The following is a 15,709-nucleotide window of genomic DNA, read 5'->3' as shown; positions in this document are numbered from 1 at the left end:
ATGGCAGCAAAATGGATCGAGCTGGTCACCGGATCGCTCGAACAGAAGAAGCAGTACAAGCAGGCCAAGGCACGGCTGGACGCACTGCCCGAGCCTTACCTCACCGTGGCAACCGCCTTCAACCGGTACCTGATGTACTACGGCGGCGTCACCGAGGGCGACACCATGGTCCAGATGTTCACGGACTTCGCAGACCTGTGGGAACGCGCCGCCCTGGACGGCACACCCGTCAGCGGGATCGTCGGCGAAGATCCTGTGGAGTTCGCCGAGGCCTTCGCACAGGCCTACGGCGGAAAGCGCTGGATCGACAAGGAACGCGAGCGCCTGGAAAAGGCGGTCAACAAGGCGAAAGAGGCAGAGTCATGACATCAACCGCAATCCGTGTTCAGGGCATCGAGAAGTCCTACAAGGACCTGCATGTGCTCCGCGGGGTGGACTTCGACGTAGCATCGGGCAGCATCTTTGCCCTCCTCGGCTCCAATGGAGCTGGCAAAACCACCATGGTGAAGATCCTCTCCACGCTACTCAAGGCGGACGGTGGGGCGGCCGTCGTCGAGGGTTTTGATGTTGCCAAGGAGTCGCTCCAGGTGCGGCAGTCCATCAGCCTCACCGGACAGTTTGCCGCAGTGGACGAGGTCCTCACCGGCAAGGAGAACCTGATTCTGGTGGCGAAGCTGCGCCACCTCAAGAATCCGGGCCGGATCGCGGATGAATTGCTGGCACAGTTCAGCCTCACCGATGCCGGCGCCCGAAAAGTGGCCACCTACTCCGGTGGCATGCGACGCCGGCTGGACATTGCCATGAGCCTGATTGGCAATCCGAAGGTGATCTTCCTGGACGAGCCGACTACTGGCCTGGACCCCGAAGCCCGCCTGGAAGTGTGGCACATCGTCAAGAAGCTCGCCACAGAAGGGACCACGGTTCTCCTCACCACGCAGTACCTCGACGAAGCCGAGCAACTCGCGGACCGCATCGCCATTCTTCATGAGGGCCGCATCATCGCCAATGGCACTCTTGCAGAGCTCAAGCAACTGCTGCCGCCAGCCAAGATCGAATACGTCGAGAAACAACCGAGCCTGGAGGACATCTTCCTGGCCCTGGTTGGCACAGGTAACAACGAGTCAGTAAAGGACAGGTCATGAGCACGCATTTCTTCGCAGACACCTCTGTTCTGCTGGGGCGGTCCATGCGGCACATATTCCGCAGCGTGGACACCATCATCACCACAGCGATCACCCCGATCGCCCTGATGCTGCTGTTCGTCTACGTGTTCGGCGGCGCCATCAGGACCGATACCGATAACTACGTCAACTATCTGCTCCCGGGCATCATGCTGATCGCCATCGCTTCCGGCATCGCGTATACGGCTGTCCGGTTGTTCACGGACATGCAGAGCGGCATCTTCGAGCGGTTCCAGTCCATGCCCATCGCACGATCATCGGTGTTGTGGGCACACGTCCTGACGTCCCTGGTGGCCAATGGGCTTTCCTTGGTGATCATCGTCCTGGTGGCACTCCTGATGGGATTCCGCACCTCCGCGAGCGTGCTGGACTGGCTCGCCGTTGCGGGAATCCTGGCCCTGTTCAACCTGGCGCTCACTTGGATCGCCATCATCGCCGGCCTCTCCGCAAAATCCGTGGACGGCGCAGGCGGGTTCTCCTACCCGCTGATCTTCCTGCCGTTCATCAGCTCGGCCTTCGTCCCTACGGAGACCATGCCGGGCCCGGTTCGCTGGTTCGCTGAAAATCAGCCGGTCACGTCCATCGTCAATACCGTCCAGGACCTGTTCGCTCAACGTCCGGTGGGCAGCGACATCTGGGTGGCCCTGGCCTGGTGCCTGGGGATCCTCGTTGTCTCCTACGCCTTCGCCACCGCCGCCTACAAGCGCCAGATTGCCTAGCGTCAATCAGCCAAGGACACAGGCCTAAGCTCCCCTTTATCCACGGGGGAGCTTTCGCCATGCAGACCGATTCGCCATTGGTCAGACAATAGCTATAGCTTTATCGGACAGATTTGTAACGGCCGTCACTATTGTGTCGGTTCTTCCGAAGGGTTCTTGAACTAATGTCCGATCAGACAACACAGGGGCAGCTCCGCGCCTCCAGCAGGGACAGCGAGCCCCACCTGTCACGCTCGCTCAGCAACCGCCACATCCAACTCCTGGCCATCGGCGGCGCCATCGGAACGGGCCTCTTCATGGGCTCCGGCAAGACCATCTCGGTTGCCGGCCCCTCCGTCATCTTCGTGTACATGATCATCGGTTTCATGCTCTTCTTCGTCATGAGGGCCATGGGGCAGCTCCTGCTGTCCAACCTGAACTACAAGTCCTTCAGCGATTTCGCGGGCGACCTTCTGGGCCCGTGGGCTGGCTTCTTCACCGGCTGGACCTACTGGTTCTGCTGGGTAGTCACCGGCGTTGCGGACGTCATCGCGATCGCCGGCTACGCCAATGAGCTGTGGCCGGGAATCCAGCTCTGGATCCCGGGCCTGGCCACCATCATCATCCTTCTGCTCTTGAACCTCCCCACGGTCAAGGCCTTCGGCGAAACCGAGTTCTGGTTCGCCCTCATCAAGATCATCGCCATCGTGGCGCTGATCGTTGTGGGCCTGGTGATGATCTTCACCGGTTTCCAGTCCAACGCAGGCACCGCGAGCTTCACCAACCTGTGGAGCCACGGCGGCTTCTTCCCCAAGGAATTCATGGGCTTCGTAGCGGGCTTCCAGATTGCCGTGTTCGCGTTCGTGGGCATCGAACTGGTGGGTACCGCCGCCGCAGAAACCAAGAATCCGGAGCACAACCTGCCCCGCGCCATCAATGCCATTCCCCTGCGCGTGATGCTCTTCTACGTAGGCGCTTTGATCATCCTCATGTCGGTCACCCCGTGGACTGAATTCAAGGCCGGGCAAAGCCCGTTCATTGCCATGTTCTCCCTGGCGGGCCTCGGCATGGCAGCAACCGCAGTGAACCTGGTAGTGCTCACCTCGGCCATGTCCTCGGCCAACTCAGGCATCTACTCGACGTCACGCATGGTCTACGGCCTGGCCAACGACGGCGATGCACCCAAACTTTTCGGCAGGCTCTCCAGCCGCAAAGTACCCCAGAACTCGCTGTTCCTCTCATGCGTTCTCTTGCTGGCCGGCGTCGCCCTTCTCTACGCGGGCAAAGACGTTGGGATGGCGTTCGACATGGTCACCACCGTGTCCGCTGTCTGTTTCATGTTCGTCTGGTCCATCATCCTGGCCAGCTATCTGGTGTACCGGAAGCGCCGGCCCGAGCAGCACGCAGCCTCACCGTTCAAGATGCCCGGTGGTATTCCGATGGTGTGGGTGGTGTTCGCATTCTTCGCGTTCCTCGTCTGGGCTCTCACCACCCAGCCTGATACGCTCACGGCCCTGTTGGTCACACCCATCTGGTTCGCGATCCTCGCATTTGCCTACGCAGTTGTCCGCAAGTCGCCCCTGCACCAGGCCCGCGTGGCCGAATGGAAGGCGATGTCGGAAGCGGAAACCGCGGCAGCGCGCTGACTCTTCAAGCAAGTAGGGCCCGACGCCGGCACTCACTTTGGGTGCCGGCGTCGGGCCCTGCTTTTGGTCACGTCACGCTCTCTGCTGGTGGCGCGACAAAGGCCTGGCCTGCACTTAGCTGGTGCAGACCAGGCCTTCGTCATTACTCAGAAACCGTCAGCGGCGATGCCTGACATGGTCTTTGTCAGGCCGCCTTGCGCCGTCGGCCAGCTACCAGTGCCAACCCTCCGGCGGTCATAAGCAGCAACGCAACGACCACTGAGACGATCAGCCCGGTGGCCCCTGTTTCCGGTAAGTCTTCGCTCGCGGCCGGAGGTGTGCTCGGGACGGGAGGTGCGCTTGGGGCCGGAAGTGTGCTCGCAACGGGAGGTGAAACCGCCACAGCTTTGACTATGACCTCGCTCGAATCGCTTCCGGAAGGAGCTTTCCCGCCTGGACCCATAGCGGTGACAGCCACTACGTTGACGTAGGACTCAGTGACCTCGGCCTGCTCGATGACGCGGCTTGCTGTCTCGCCCGGGGCGAGAGTGGCAACCGGCTCTATGGCCCCAACGGCGGGGTCATCGAAGCGAACGTCCGTCAGCACCGTGTTACCGGTGTTGGTCACGCTGATTTTCCAGAAAACGGATTCACCGGAACCGATGGTGACATTCTCACTCCACGGCCCGTCTTCTGTAGTGGAGATGAGCTTGGCCACCGTCAATCCCGGAACGGCACCGAAGTAGAAGGAATCATCAGACGCCTTCAGATCGGACCCACCGTTGGGATCCGCTGCCGACGCCGTCACAGTGTTCTTGTACTGGCCCTCCACGGCCTTCCCCTGAGCCGACAACTCAACAGAGGCACCCGGAGCCAACGTGGGAATCGAATCGGAGAACACGGTATTGCCGGCACTGTCCTTATCCACAACCAGAACATCCGTCAACGCAAGGTTGCCGGTATTGATCACCTTGAACGCCCACTTCACGTCACTGCCAGGAACCAACTGCGGGCCCGGAGCAGACCCAACATCCTCACCATTGGTCGTCTTTACAACAGACAACCCGGTAACAACGCCGAAGTAGAAGGAATCATCAGACGCCTTCAGATCGGACCCACCGTTGGGATCCGCTGCCGACGCCGTCACAGTGTTCTTGTACTGGCCCTCCACGGCCTTCCCCTGAGCCGACAACTCAACAGAGGCACCTGGAGCCAACGTGGGAATCGAATCGGAGAACACGGTATTGCCGGCACTGTCCTTATCCACAACCAGAACATCCGTCAACGCAAGGTTGCCGGTATTGATCACCTTGAACGCCCACTTCACGTCACTGCCAGGAACCAACTGCGGGCCCGGAGCAGACCCAACATCCTCACCATTGGTCGTCTTCACAACAGACAAGCCAGCTTGGCCGGTGAGGTACCAGGACTCGGCTGAGACTGGTGCGGGCTGTTGGGCCAACGGGGTGCCTTCGGCGTCAATTGCCGTAGCCGTTGCCGTAGCTGTGTTGTGATATTGACCTTCAACAGCAGAGCCAGCAGCTGTGAAGATACGGGTATCTCCGGGGGCCAGCGATCCTGTATCACCCGAGGTGGGTGACAAGATGCCCTTGCTTCCATCCCCTGCCGTGAACGCATCGGAGACGGCCACATTTGCGAGCGCAATGTCGCCGGTATTGGTCACTTCGTAGGTCCATGCAACATCAGAACCCTTGGTGACGATGGCACCTGGAGCCGATGAGTAGGCAGTTCCATTGGTCTTCTTCACGATTCCCAACGAGGGGGAACCAGCAACATTCACAGCCGCCTGGTTGGTGGCGAACTGTACTGCTTGCCCGTTGTACGTTCCCGCCGCCGTGAGGACGTTGGTTGCCGTCTCGCCGAAGCGAGGATCGCCCACCACACGGGTGGGAATCATCAGGGTGAAGTCAGCCCCTGAGGCCAAGGTGTCCACAACAACACGGAAAGCGGTGGCGTTGGCCGGGTCCGTGGACCAGGTACCGGACGTGGCGTCTGTGGCATCGATCGAGTATTCCAGGGTTGTACCAGCCGGTGCGCCGGTTACGGCACCAGACAGGACGACGTCAAAATCGTCACCGGTTGCAACCGACGGCAAACGATCGAAGAAGGTAGTCCTGGTCACGGCGTTGGGCAGGACATTGTTGACGTACACCTGCCAGAAAGCAGCATCGTCCACGGTGGTATCCAGGGACCAAGGGCCCTCTGCCGAGGGGCTGGACAGCTTGTCCAGCAGCAAACCGCCGGCGACGTTAATCGATACGCGGCCCGTAGCTTTGGCAACAGTTTCCCGGGCAGCATCAAAGTTGTAGATGTCTTCGCCGAAGAAGGCGTAGTAGCCCGTCATCGCCACTGTCTGCTCGGCAGTGCCCCCGTCAGCAACGCCGACGAATCGTTCGTCCCCCGCGTAGGCATAGGATTCGACCTGAATTGCAGAGTCGGCAGGGTGGTAGGCCTTGGCAAGGACTGTGACCGGAATGTCGTACTGCCATCCACTGTTTTCAACCCGTCGGTCAGAAGCTTCCAGGGAGTCCCGCATTGGACTGATCTGATCGAAAGCGAAGGTGATGACCTGCAGTTCACAACCGCTGGCATCAGTGACCCGCTGGGTGGAGTCCACCTTCACTCCGTTGCCTATGGTTGGGATGGGCTCCACTCCAACAGCAAGGTCCGTGATCGGCGTGATGGTCTTCGCCGGGTCATACTGGACGCCGCAGGGAAGCACCACAGACATCGCGGCGTCCTTGTAGGTTTCCGATGGGTTTTGGTTCACTATGCCGGCCCTGATGGTGCCGGAATCACCCACGCTCAGTACCGACGGAGCGGAGACATTGGTGGTCAGGTATACGGAATCCAGCGGGGTAAAGACATCAGATGCCTCGCCCGTCAGGTCACCTGCCTTAAGTGTGGCCGTGTTATTAACGGGTCCCGGTGCAACACCTGCAGGGCTGTTCGTTGCCAGCACACCTTCGGTGATGTCGCGGAAGACCGGCACGCTTCCCACAGTGACACGCACTTCCGAGCTGACGGGCACTGATTCATTGCCGGGTGCAACGGAGATGCGCCACCCGGTCAGAGCGGAGCCCGGCGGCAGGTTGAGCGTATTGTTCCCGTTGAACGTCTCCCAGCCACTTGAACCCGTGGTCTGGACGGTCAACGCCAAATTGATACCGGTGGAGGACCCTGCGCCTGTGAAGGTCTGCCACGCATCGGAATGATCAGTCTGGTACTCGATGGTGTATGGCAGATCTTCCGTAGCCAACACCGGGCTAAAGGCCACGTTGATTGCGGTGACATCGTTGTGGTGAAACCACTCCTCCGACAGGCCACCGGCTGCACCGCTGTCGGTGACAACGAGGTCGTCAGCCCTGGGGCTGTTCCGGGGCCCGAGGTAAGAGGCATTCACGTAGGTGCTTCTGGCGATCATGCCGGCGGAGGTCTGGCCGCCTGAAGATTTCTCAATGGCCATCGTCACGCCACCGGCATCAGTGAAGGCAGGGCCCTGTGCAGCTGCGGGTGTACCTGCCCTCACTACACCGTGGGCGTCCGTGGTCTCCAGCGTCACAGAGTTGGCCGGAGGCCGCTGGCCGTCTTCCCAGCCGACAACTGCCTCCGGGTACCGGACGGTCAGCCAAATGCCGGTGTTGGTACGGTCCAGGCAATATCCCGTGTGGTCGTATCGTTCGTCATTGGTCCAGGTGGCTTGGGGCCAGGCGCTCGTGTCCCAGGTGCCCTGGCCCGTTGAGGCCGACGCGAACTCGGCGCCGGCGGGGAAGACGTCCGAAAGTTTCTGGGCATAGGCGGAGAAACTCAGGTAGCTTTCCTCCGAGCACACGTTGAAGCGGTACGTCACCTCGCGGTGGGTGGATCCCGTGATCGTGGTGGCCGTCTTCTGCGCCCGGTAATCATGAGGACCGGTGATTGTTGAGGTGACCGGCGCGGATGTCACTTGGCCGGCAGGTCCGCCGGTACCAGTCATCACCGTGCGAAGCGGATAGCCCTCATATTTAAGCTCGTTATCCACCTGGGACACCGTGTACACGACGCTGACAAGGTCCTTTGTAGTGTCCTTGAGAGTCATGGTGAGCGCCCGCGTACTGGGCTCGTAGTTGTGGCTGAGCACCGGCGAGGAGTCACCTGTGGGGAGTCCGGCGAAGGTGGTGCCTTCAGGAAGCGTCGTAGTCATTGCCACGCCAGTTGCGGGATGCGACGAATCAACGCCGTCAAAATCAATGGTGGCAGTGTAATTGTAGTTTTGGCTCAGCGGGACCGCTTGAGGGGCAGAGAGCGAAATCGTGAAATCCCCGGAGGACGCCATGGCCGGGGAGACGCCCAGCATGAGTGTTCCTGCTGCGACCACCGTGGCAAGCATTGCTGACGGCAACCGCAATCGGGTTCTGCGGGCCCCGTATGGAGAGTCCCTTCGTGAATTGGGGCTCCTTTCCCCGGGGCCGGAAAGGCCCCATGACTGTAAAGCAAACATGTGAAGCTCCTAGGATCAGTCCCGGGTCGCTGCGTCCGACATTCTCAAGACGAGGCGATTCAGGGGTTTTGAGGCAGAGCCCTTTCGCTCTCCTTCCCCTAGGTAGTGAGCGCGATCCCGGAAACGTGACGTTCAGGCAAGCACACGGTAAACGCGCCGACAGTGAGTGAACAGTCAGGCGAAATACACACCGATGCGGTTGCCGTCGATTTCCTCGATGCGGATGTCGATGTCGTAAACGTCGTGCAGCATTCCGGCGCGCATGATGTCCGCGGGTGCGCCCTGATGTATGAGCCTGCCGTCCTTCATGGCCAGGATGTTATCCGAGTAGCAGGACGCAAAATTGATGTCGTGGACCACCAAAACGATGGTCTTGCCAAGCTCGTCCGCCAGACGTCGCAGCAGCCGCATCATCTCCACGGAATGCTTCATGTCCAGATTGTTGAGTGGCTCATCGAGTAGCAGGTATTCGGTGTCCTGCGCCAGGACCATCGCTATGTACGCGCGCTGGCGCTGCCCGCCGGATAGCTCGTCCACGAACTTGTCCGCCATGGACGTGAGATCAAGCTGACCAATGGCTTGATCCACATGTACTAGATCCTCAACCGTCGGCCGGCCGCCACTGTGCGGGAAACGCCCAAACGCCACAAGATCGCGAACGGTCAACCGCATGGTCAGGTGGTTTTCCTGCCGAAGGATGGCCATCGTCTTGGCCAGTTCCCTGCTGGGCGTCGCTGTGACGTCCAAGCCGGCAACGGATACTCCCCCAGCGTCCATGGGCTGCAGGCGGCTGATCAGGGAGAGCAGTGTGGACTTGCCGGCGCCGTTGGGGCCGATGATGGACGTGATGCCGCCGCGGGGGATCTCGCAGCTGACGTCGTCCAGCACGGTGGTGCCACCGTAGCGCTTGGTGACGTTCCGGACGGTAATCATGGGCGGACTCCGCTCATTTCAGCGGTCATTTCAGTGAGCCTTTCAGCAACAGGTAAAGGAAGAGGATGCCGCCGGTGAACTCGATGATGACGCTCAGCGCGGTGGCGAAGCCGAACACACGCTCCAGGAGCAGCTGTCCGCCCACCAGCGCAATCGCACCGATGAGCACCACGATTGGCAGCAGCCACGCGTGCCGGAATCCACGGCATAACTGGTAGCCAAGGCTGACCACCAGAAGCCCGAAGAATGTCACCGGACCCACCAGCGCTGTGGAAATGGCCACGAGCAGCGAGCATGCCAACAGGACGCGCATCACGACGCGCTTGTGGTCGACACCAACGTTGATGGCTACCTCGCGGCCCAGCGCCAGCACGTCCAGGGTGTGCCTCGTGCGCCACACACCGACGCATACCAGGGCCACCAGCAAGGCGGAAACACCCAGGAGCGCCGGGTCCACATTGTTGAAGCTGGCGAAGAACAGGTCCTGCAGAATAATGAATTCGCTGGGTTCCATCAGCCGCTGCAGGAGAGAGGAAAAGCCACGGAACAGGGTTCCCAGGACGATTCCCACGAGCAACAGCAGGTGCAGCGAGCGTGTGGCTCCGGTGAACATCCAGCGGTACAGGAACGCGCTGAAGCCAACCATCAGCACGATCTCCAGCCCGAACTTCAGCGTTGACGGCGCAGTGGCCAGCGTGGCGGCACCGGCCACGAACGCCAGGGCCGTCTGCACCAGAATGTACAGCGAGTCGAAGCCCATGATGGACGGTGTCAGGATCCGGTTGGCCGTCACGGTCTGGAACAGCAGCGTGGACACTCCCACCGCCACGGCCACCAACAGCATGGCGGACACCTTGATGGCCCGGCGCGGCAGGATGTAGGCGATGTTTCCCTTGAGGTCGATCGTCAGGAAAACAGCAACAAGCACGACGGCGGCAATCGCCAGGATGCCGATCACCAGTCCCGGTGGGGTGCTGCGGATGGCATCGCGCCAGCGTGAAGGCGACCATAGCCGCCGGCCGGGCTTCCCGCCGTCGTGCGTTAACTGGGTGTCGGACGAGGCCAGAGCTGATGTCACAGGAGTTTCAGGCATTGCGCTTCCTCAGGAGCAGGATGAGGAACAGCACGGCACCCAGCACTGACATGACCATGCCGACCGGCACCTCGTAGGGGAATCGGATGGTTCGGCCGATGATGTCGCAGACCAGCACGAACGCGGCACCGAACAACGCGGTCCACGGAACGGCCCGGCGGAGGTTGTCGCCGAAAAGCAGGGACACGATGTTGGGGACCACCAGCCCCAGGAACGGAACGGCACCCACAGTGGTGACAACAACGGCAGAGATCAGGGAGACGATCATCAGACCCAGCCGCATGGTGCGTGCGTAATTGAGACCGAGGTTGGTGGTGAAGTCCTGTCCCATGCCGGCCACAGTGAAGCGGTCCGCAGCAAGAAGGCCCACAAGAACCAGGACGGCGACGATCCACAGGAGCTCGTACCGGCCGCGCAGCACTCCGGAGAAGTCGCCGATCATCCAGTTACTGAGCGTCTGGAGGAGGTCGAAGCGGTAGGCAAAGAATGTGGTGACGGCAGCGATCACGCCGCCCAGCATGATGCCCACCAGCGGGATGAGCAGGGTGTTGCGGGCAGGGAGGCGGCGCAGGATCGCCAGGAAGAGCGCGGTTCCCAGCACGGCGAACACGGAAGCCACCACCATCTTGGTGAGGATCGGAGAATCAGGTGCCAACACTGTCACTACCAGGATTCCGAGGGTCGCTGATTCCACTGTTCCCACGGTAGAGGGCTCCACGAAACGGTTGCGGGCCATGAGTTGCATGATCAGACCGGCAACGGCAACGGCCATCCCGGCCAGCACCACAGCCAAGGTGCGCGGCACCCGGGAGACCCAAAAGATTTCCCAGGCCCCGGCGTCGTTCGCCAACAACGCCGGCAGCGAGACATCGCTGACGCCTACGAAAATGCTGCCCACGGCGATCACCAGCACAACGGCAGCAGCCGCAACCAGGCGGGCGGTTTCGCCAGTCCGGTTGCGGCTTGCTGCGGCCGTGGGGCGCACGGCTGTAGTTGTCACGTCAGGATTTCAGATGATGCGGGCTGTCAGGCGACGGAGTCGGCCACTGCGGTGACCATGGCCTGGACGTTGTTCAGACCGTAGCCCACGATGTACCAGCCAGCGGGATCGAGGTTGACGATCTTGTTGTTCTTGGCGGCGTTGGTGGACTTCACGAGCTCGTTATCCAGGATGGGGTTGGCCGTGGAGCCGGCAGTGCCGATTGCGGTGTCGCGGTTGATGACGTAGAGGATGTCCGGGTTGGTTTCCTTGATGTATTCAAAGGAAACGGCCTCGCCGTGGGCGCCTTCGGACTTGACCTCAGCGGCCGTCGGAACGCCCAGGACGTCATGGATGATGCCGAAGCGGGAGCCGGCGCCGTACGCGGTGACTTCGCCACCGGAGGTGAGGACGATCAAGCCCTTGCCGGCCGTAGCTGCCTTGGCCTTGGTGTCGGCAACCGTCTTGTCCACCTCTGCGAGCTTGGAGGCGACTTCGTCTTCCTTTTTGAAGATCTTGCCGAGCTTCTCCGTCTGGGCCTTGAAGCTTTCCATCGGCTTGGCGGCGTCCACGGAGAGGTCGATGGTGGGAGCGATCTTGCTCAACTCTTCGTAGGCGCCGGAGGTGCGGCCGGAGATGATGATGAGGTCCGGAGCTGCGGAGCTGACGGCTTCGAAGTCGGGCTCCTTGAGGGAGCCAACCTTGGCGTACTTGGCTTCGGAGAACTTCTTCAGCGCCTCCGGGTAGCTGGCTTCGGGAACACCGGTGGGCTCGACGCCGAGCGCGTTCATGGTGTCCAGAACACCGAGGTCGAACGTGACAACCTTCGCCGGGTTCACGGGAACGTTGGAAGTGGAGCCCTGTGCGTGCTCGATAGTGATGGTGCTTGCCTCTTCCGGCTGCGAGGACGCGGTGGCGCCGCCTCCACACGCCGTAACGGTCAGCAAGGCAGCGCCTGCAGCCAGTGCCCCAATGTAGCTCGACAGCCTCTTTTTCACGCCGGTACTCCACTCACTAATAAGTCATAGATGTGTTAGCTAATTGCCCTTTGACCCTATTAGTAAGGTGAGGCTAACTTCAAAACCGAAAGGCCTTTCGGTGGTCAAAAGTGAGCGAACTCACCTTTTTTCTCCCGCCGGAGACCGAAACCCTCTCTCACCTATCGCCCCCTTTCCACCGACCCTCTCTCACCTATCGCCCCCATCCCACCAACCCTCTCTCACCTATCGCCCCCATCCCACCAACCCTCTCTCACCTATCGCCCCCATCCCACCAACCCTCTCTCACCCTGGTCCGCCGAAGCGGTCGAGCGACGCGAAAAGCCCGACGTCGACACCCGGGTGAGTGCCGACGTCGGGCTTTCCTGCGAACGGTGAGAGAGGGTTATGCCCAACGGGCCGAACGGTGAGAGAGGGTTATGCCCAACGGGCCGAACGGTGAGAGAGCGTCCAACCAAACACGCCGAACGGTGAGAGAGGGTTATGCCCAACGGGCCGAACGGTGAGAGAGCGTCTAGGCTTCGGCTTGCCGGTCCTCCACGAGCTTCTGCAGCGCCGGGAACAGCGGGTGCGCCGGCGTCAGTTCCGTGATGCGTTCGACGGCGGCAGGTGCGTCCATCTCAGACAGCATCCTGGCGAGCTCCACGGCTTCATCGTCGGCACCGTCGTCGAAACGAAGGGCTGCGGACATTGCCTCAAGAAGCGCCACGGGAGTGATGCCACGCTCGGCAAGTTCAGCTGCGGGACCGACGAAACGCTCGTGCCGGCCGAGCTTCCGCAAGGGCGCGCGGCCCACGCGGTTCACGGTGTCCGGCAGGTGCGGGTTGGTGAAGCGCTGCAGGATCTTCTGCACGTACGCTTCCTGCTCGGCCTCCACGAATCCGTGCTTGGCCACCAACAGCTCCTTGGTTTCCTCCAGCACAGCCCGGACCTTCGCCGCCACGGAGGGATCGGCCATAGCATCGGAGATCTTCTCCAGTCCGGCCTGATAACCGAAATAGGCCGCCGACGCGTGGCCGGTGTTCACCGTGAACAACTTGCGTTCGATGTACGGGCCGAGCTCGTCCACAAAGGTGGCACCAGGAATGTTCGGCACGTTGTCGCCGAACGGCGTGCGGTCAATGACCCACTCAAAGAACGTCTCCACCGTGACATCCAGGCCCTGACCCGGCGCCTGGTTGGGCACAATGCGGTCCACAGCCGTGTTGGCGAAAACCGCGACGGCGTCCAGGTCGCCGGCGGAGTCGTCCCAGGCCGCCCGGATCTCCGTGTGCAAAAGATCCGTGGCGTTGATGGCGTTCTCGCAGGCCATCACCTGGAGCGGCGGCAACGATGCGGGGCGCGCTGCCAAACCACGCGCGATCACCGGGGCCACGAACTTCAGGATGTGTGGCCCAACAGCAGTGGTGACCACATCCGCCGTCGAAATTTCCTCAACTACGGCGGCTTCCTGCGACGCGGAGTTGAGGGCCCGGAAGCCGGTGACGGTCTTGACCGCTGGGTTTTCGCCTACCTCGTGCACGTTGTAGCTGCTGGCCTCGGCGAGCTGGCTGATGAGGGCGTCCGCTACGTCCGCGAACACCACCTCATAGCCGGCCTCGTGGAGCAGCAGCCCCACGAAGCCACGCCCGATGTTGCCTGCCCCAAAATGGACTGCCTTCACTATGAGTTGACCTTTCCGAACAGCTCCAGGACTTCATCAACCGTGGCTGCTTCCTCCAACTGGGCAACCTGCGCCTTGTTGGTGAAGATCTTGGCGATCGAGGACAGGATGTGGAGGTGTTCGTTGTTGATGCCGGCCACGCCCACCACGAACTTCACTTGCTTGCCGCCCCAGTCAATGCCTTCGGGGTAGCGGATGATGGACACTGCCGAGTGGTTGATGTGTTCCTTGGCGTCGTTGGTGCCGTGCGGGATCGCCAGGAAGCTGCCCATGTAGGTAGACACCGATTCCTCGCGCTCGTGCATGGCGTGGACGTAGCTGACATCGACGGCGCCACGGTCCAACAGAAGCTTTCCAGCTTCGTCGATCGCTGCGTCACGGTCACGGGACGTGCCGTTCAGGATCACGCTCTCGCGGAGGAGGACCCCTTTACCTTCGACGGCGGCAGCCGGTTCAGCGGCATGCGCACCATGGGCCGCTGCTTCGGGAGCGACGGCTGCTTCGGGAGCGACGGCGGCAGCGGTTTCGCTGTTGCTGCTCCGGACCAGCTCCACGATTTCGTCGTACCGCGGGCTGTTCATGAAGTTGTCCACCGAGTAGTGCACGGCGCTGGAGGTGCGCGGCTGAGCGCGTTCAGTCAGATCCTCATGGGTGACCACAACGTCATAGCTGTCGTTCAGGTTGGCGATGGCGGAGTTGGTAACCTTGATGTCCGGGAAGCCTGCCGCCTTGATCTTGTTGCGCAGGACCGAGGCGCCCATGGCACTGGAGCCCATGCCGGCGTCGCAGGCGAACACGATGTTCTGGACGGGGCGGGTCAAAACGGTTCCGGTCTGTGCACCTGCGCGGTCGCCCACCAGTGCCGAGGAAACGGAGCTCTTCTTGCCTTTCATGGCTTCCATGCGGGACGTGGCTGCGGAGAGATCATCGTCGCCCTTGTCCTTGGACGTGCGCAGGATGACGGCGGCAATGAGGAAGGACACTGCTGTGGCCAGCACCACCGCGAGGATCACGCCAACATAACTGTCACGGGCGGTCTGGGCCAGCACGGCGATGATGGAACCCGGCGCGGCGGGAGCCACCAGACCAGAGTTGGTGATGGCGAGCGTTGCGATGCCCGTCATGCCGCCGCCAATGGCCGCGAGGATCAGGATGGGCTTCATGAGGACGTACGGGAAGTAGATCTCGTGAATGCCACCGAGGAAGTGGATGATGGCCGCGCCCGGAGCTGACGCCTTGGCAGCGCCGCGCCCGAAGAACATGTAGGCCAGCAGGATGCCGAAGCCCGGGCCGGGGTTCGCTTCCAGAAGGAACAGGATGGACTTGCCCTGGTCCAGGGACTGCTGGATACCCAGCGGGGTCAGTACGCCGTGGTTGATGGCGTTGTTGAGGAAGAGGACCTTGGCGGGCTCGATGAATATGCTGGTCAGTGGCAGCAGGCCGTTGTTGACCAGGAACTGGACCACGTTTCCGGCGCCGTCAGTGAAGATCTTGACAACGTAGGACAGCCCATAGAAGCCACCAAGAGCCAGTGCTGCGCCCCAGATGCCGGCGGAGAAGTTGTTGACCAGCATCTCGAAGCCGGGACGGATCTTGCCGTCCCAGATGGCATCGATCTTCTTCATGGTCCAGCCGCCCAGGGGGCCCATGATCATGGCGCCGATAAACATGGGAGAGTCCGTACCCGCGATGACACCCATGGTGGCGATAGCTCCAACCACGCCACCCCGGACGTCATAGACCATCCTGCCGCCGGTGTAGGCAATCAGGATCGGAAGCAGGTACGTGACCATGGGGCCAACGATGCCCACGTTGGGAACACCCTCGGCGTCAGTTCCGAAGCCACCAAGCGCGGCCACGGGAATCCAACCTTTTTCGATGAACAGGGCTGTGATGAGGCCCCAGGCGATGAAGGCGCCAATATTGGGCATGATCATGCCGGACAGGAATGTTCCGAACTTTTGGACACCAACGCGGGCGCTGGTGCGGGGCTTCGCAACTGTCTCTGTTGCCATGTGAATTCCTAACGTGTGTCCCG

At 61.4% G+C, this 15,709-nt stretch carries 11 protein-coding genes; 4 read left to right on the top strand and 7 right to left on the bottom strand.

What is annotated here, in order from left to right:
* From BMY91_RS17785 to BMY91_RS17770, 4 genes are all read left to right on the top strand, one after another.
* The gene (locus BMY91_RS17785; protein WP_090824334.1) at nt 1–366 is read left to right on the top strand and encodes a DUF1048 domain-containing protein; all 366 of its coding nucleotides are present in this window, start codon (nt 1–3) and stop codon (nt 364–366) included.
* Nucleotides 363–1,142 (top strand): ABC transporter ATP-binding protein, encoded by a 780-nt coding sequence (locus BMY91_RS17780; RefSeq protein WP_090824332.1) that lies wholly within the window; start codon nt 363–365, stop codon nt 1,140–1,142. The genes BMY91_RS17785 and BMY91_RS17780 overlap by 4 nt, the downstream gene beginning before the upstream one ends.
* Nucleotides 1,139–1,900: an ABC transporter permease gene (locus BMY91_RS17775; RefSeq protein WP_090824330.1), complete on the top strand. Its 762-nt coding sequence runs from the start codon at nt 1,139–1,141 to the stop codon at nt 1,898–1,900. The genes BMY91_RS17780 and BMY91_RS17775 overlap by 4 nt, the downstream gene beginning before the upstream one ends.
* 164 nt (nt 1,901–2,064) lie before the next feature.
* On the top strand, nt 2,065–3,525 hold the full coding sequence (locus BMY91_RS17770; RefSeq protein ID WP_177179946.1) for an amino acid permease: 1,461 nt from the start codon (nt 2,065–2,067) through the stop codon (nt 3,523–3,525).
* 184 nt (nt 3,526–3,709) lie between these two features.
* Here the strand turns inward: BMY91_RS17770 and BMY91_RS17765 are convergent, their stop codons facing one another.
* From BMY91_RS17765 to BMY91_RS17735, 7 genes are all read right to left on the bottom strand, one after another.
* The gene (locus tag BMY91_RS17765; protein ID WP_256212815.1) at nt 3,710–7,894 is read right to left on the bottom strand and encodes an LPXTG cell wall anchor domain-containing protein; all 4,185 of its coding nucleotides are present in this window, start codon (nt 7,892–7,894) and stop codon (nt 3,710–3,712) included.
* A 285-nt stretch (nt 7,895–8,179) separates the two neighbouring features.
* Complete coding sequence (locus BMY91_RS17760; RefSeq protein WP_090824324.1) at nt 8,180–8,938, bottom strand: iron ABC transporter ATP-binding protein; 759 nt, start codon at nt 8,936–8,938, stop codon at nt 8,180–8,182.
* 25 nt (nt 8,939–8,963) lie between these two features.
* Nucleotides 8,964–10,031: an iron chelate uptake ABC transporter family permease subunit gene (locus BMY91_RS17755; RefSeq protein ID WP_256212814.1), complete on the bottom strand. Its 1,068-nt coding sequence runs from the start codon at nt 10,029–10,031 to the stop codon at nt 8,964–8,966.
* Nucleotides 10,024–11,031: an ABC transporter permease gene (locus BMY91_RS17750; RefSeq protein ID WP_090824321.1), complete on the bottom strand. Its 1,008-nt coding sequence runs from the start codon at nt 11,029–11,031 to the stop codon at nt 10,024–10,026. Before BMY91_RS17750 ends, BMY91_RS17755 begins: the two co-directional genes overlap by 8 nt.
* A 26-nt stretch (nt 11,032–11,057) precedes the next feature.
* On the bottom strand, nt 11,058–12,008 hold the full coding sequence (locus tag BMY91_RS17745) for a siderophore ABC transporter substrate-binding protein (RefSeq protein ID WP_090824320.1): 951 nt from the start codon (nt 12,006–12,008) through the stop codon (nt 11,058–11,060).
* A gap of 514 nt (nt 12,009–12,522) precedes the next feature.
* Nucleotides 12,523–13,671 (bottom strand): mannitol-1-phosphate 5-dehydrogenase, encoded by a 1,149-nt coding sequence (locus BMY91_RS17740; RefSeq protein WP_090824318.1) that lies wholly within the window; start codon nt 13,669–13,671, stop codon nt 12,523–12,525.
* On the bottom strand, nt 13,671–15,686 hold the full coding sequence (locus BMY91_RS17735) for a PTS mannitol transporter subunit IICBA (RefSeq protein WP_090824316.1): 2,016 nt from the start codon (nt 15,684–15,686) through the stop codon (nt 13,671–13,673). The genes BMY91_RS17740 and BMY91_RS17735 overlap by 1 nt, the downstream gene beginning before the upstream one ends.
* Between the last annotated feature and the right edge of the window lie 23 nt (nt 15,687–15,709).

This window comes from Arthrobacter sp. yr096, assembly GCF_900108925.1.
GTDB lineage: Bacteria > Actinomycetota > Actinomycetes > Actinomycetales > Micrococcaceae > Arthrobacter.
The sequence above is the reverse complement of the archived record's forward strand: the minus strand, read 5'-3'. Positions and strand labels throughout refer to the sequence as shown.

What these genes read in the sequence shown, in the direction of transcription:
- BMY91_RS17755 (WP_256212814.1), bottom strand. Translation starts at nt 10,031, where the DNA reads ATGCCTGAAACTCCTGTGACATCAGCTCTGGCCTCGTCCGACACCCAG.
- BMY91_RS17765 (WP_256212815.1), bottom strand. Translation starts at nt 7,894, where the DNA reads ATGCTTGCCACGGTGGTCGCAGCAGGAACACTCATGCTGGGCGTCTCC.
- BMY91_RS17775 (WP_090824330.1), top strand. Translation starts at nt 1,139, where the DNA reads ATGAGCACGCATTTCTTCGCAGACACCTCTGTTCTGCTGGGGCGGTCC.
- BMY91_RS17770 (WP_177179946.1), top strand. Translation starts at nt 2,065, where the DNA reads ATGTCCGATCAGACAACACAGGGGCAGCTCCGCGCCTCCAGCAGGGAC.
- BMY91_RS17735 (WP_090824316.1), bottom strand. Translation starts at nt 15,686, where the DNA reads ATGGCAACAGAGACAGTTGCGAAGCCCCGCACCAGCGCCCGCGTTGGT.
- BMY91_RS17760 (WP_090824324.1), bottom strand. Translation starts at nt 8,938, where the DNA reads ATGATTACCGTCCGGAACGTCACCAAGCGCTACGGTGGCACCACCGTG.
- BMY91_RS17785 (WP_090824334.1), top strand. Translation starts at nt 1, where the DNA reads ATGGCAGCAAAATGGATCGAGCTGGTCACCGGATCGCTCGAACAGAAG.
- BMY91_RS17780 (WP_090824332.1), top strand. Translation starts at nt 363, where the DNA reads ATGACATCAACCGCAATCCGTGTTCAGGGCATCGAGAAGTCCTACAAG.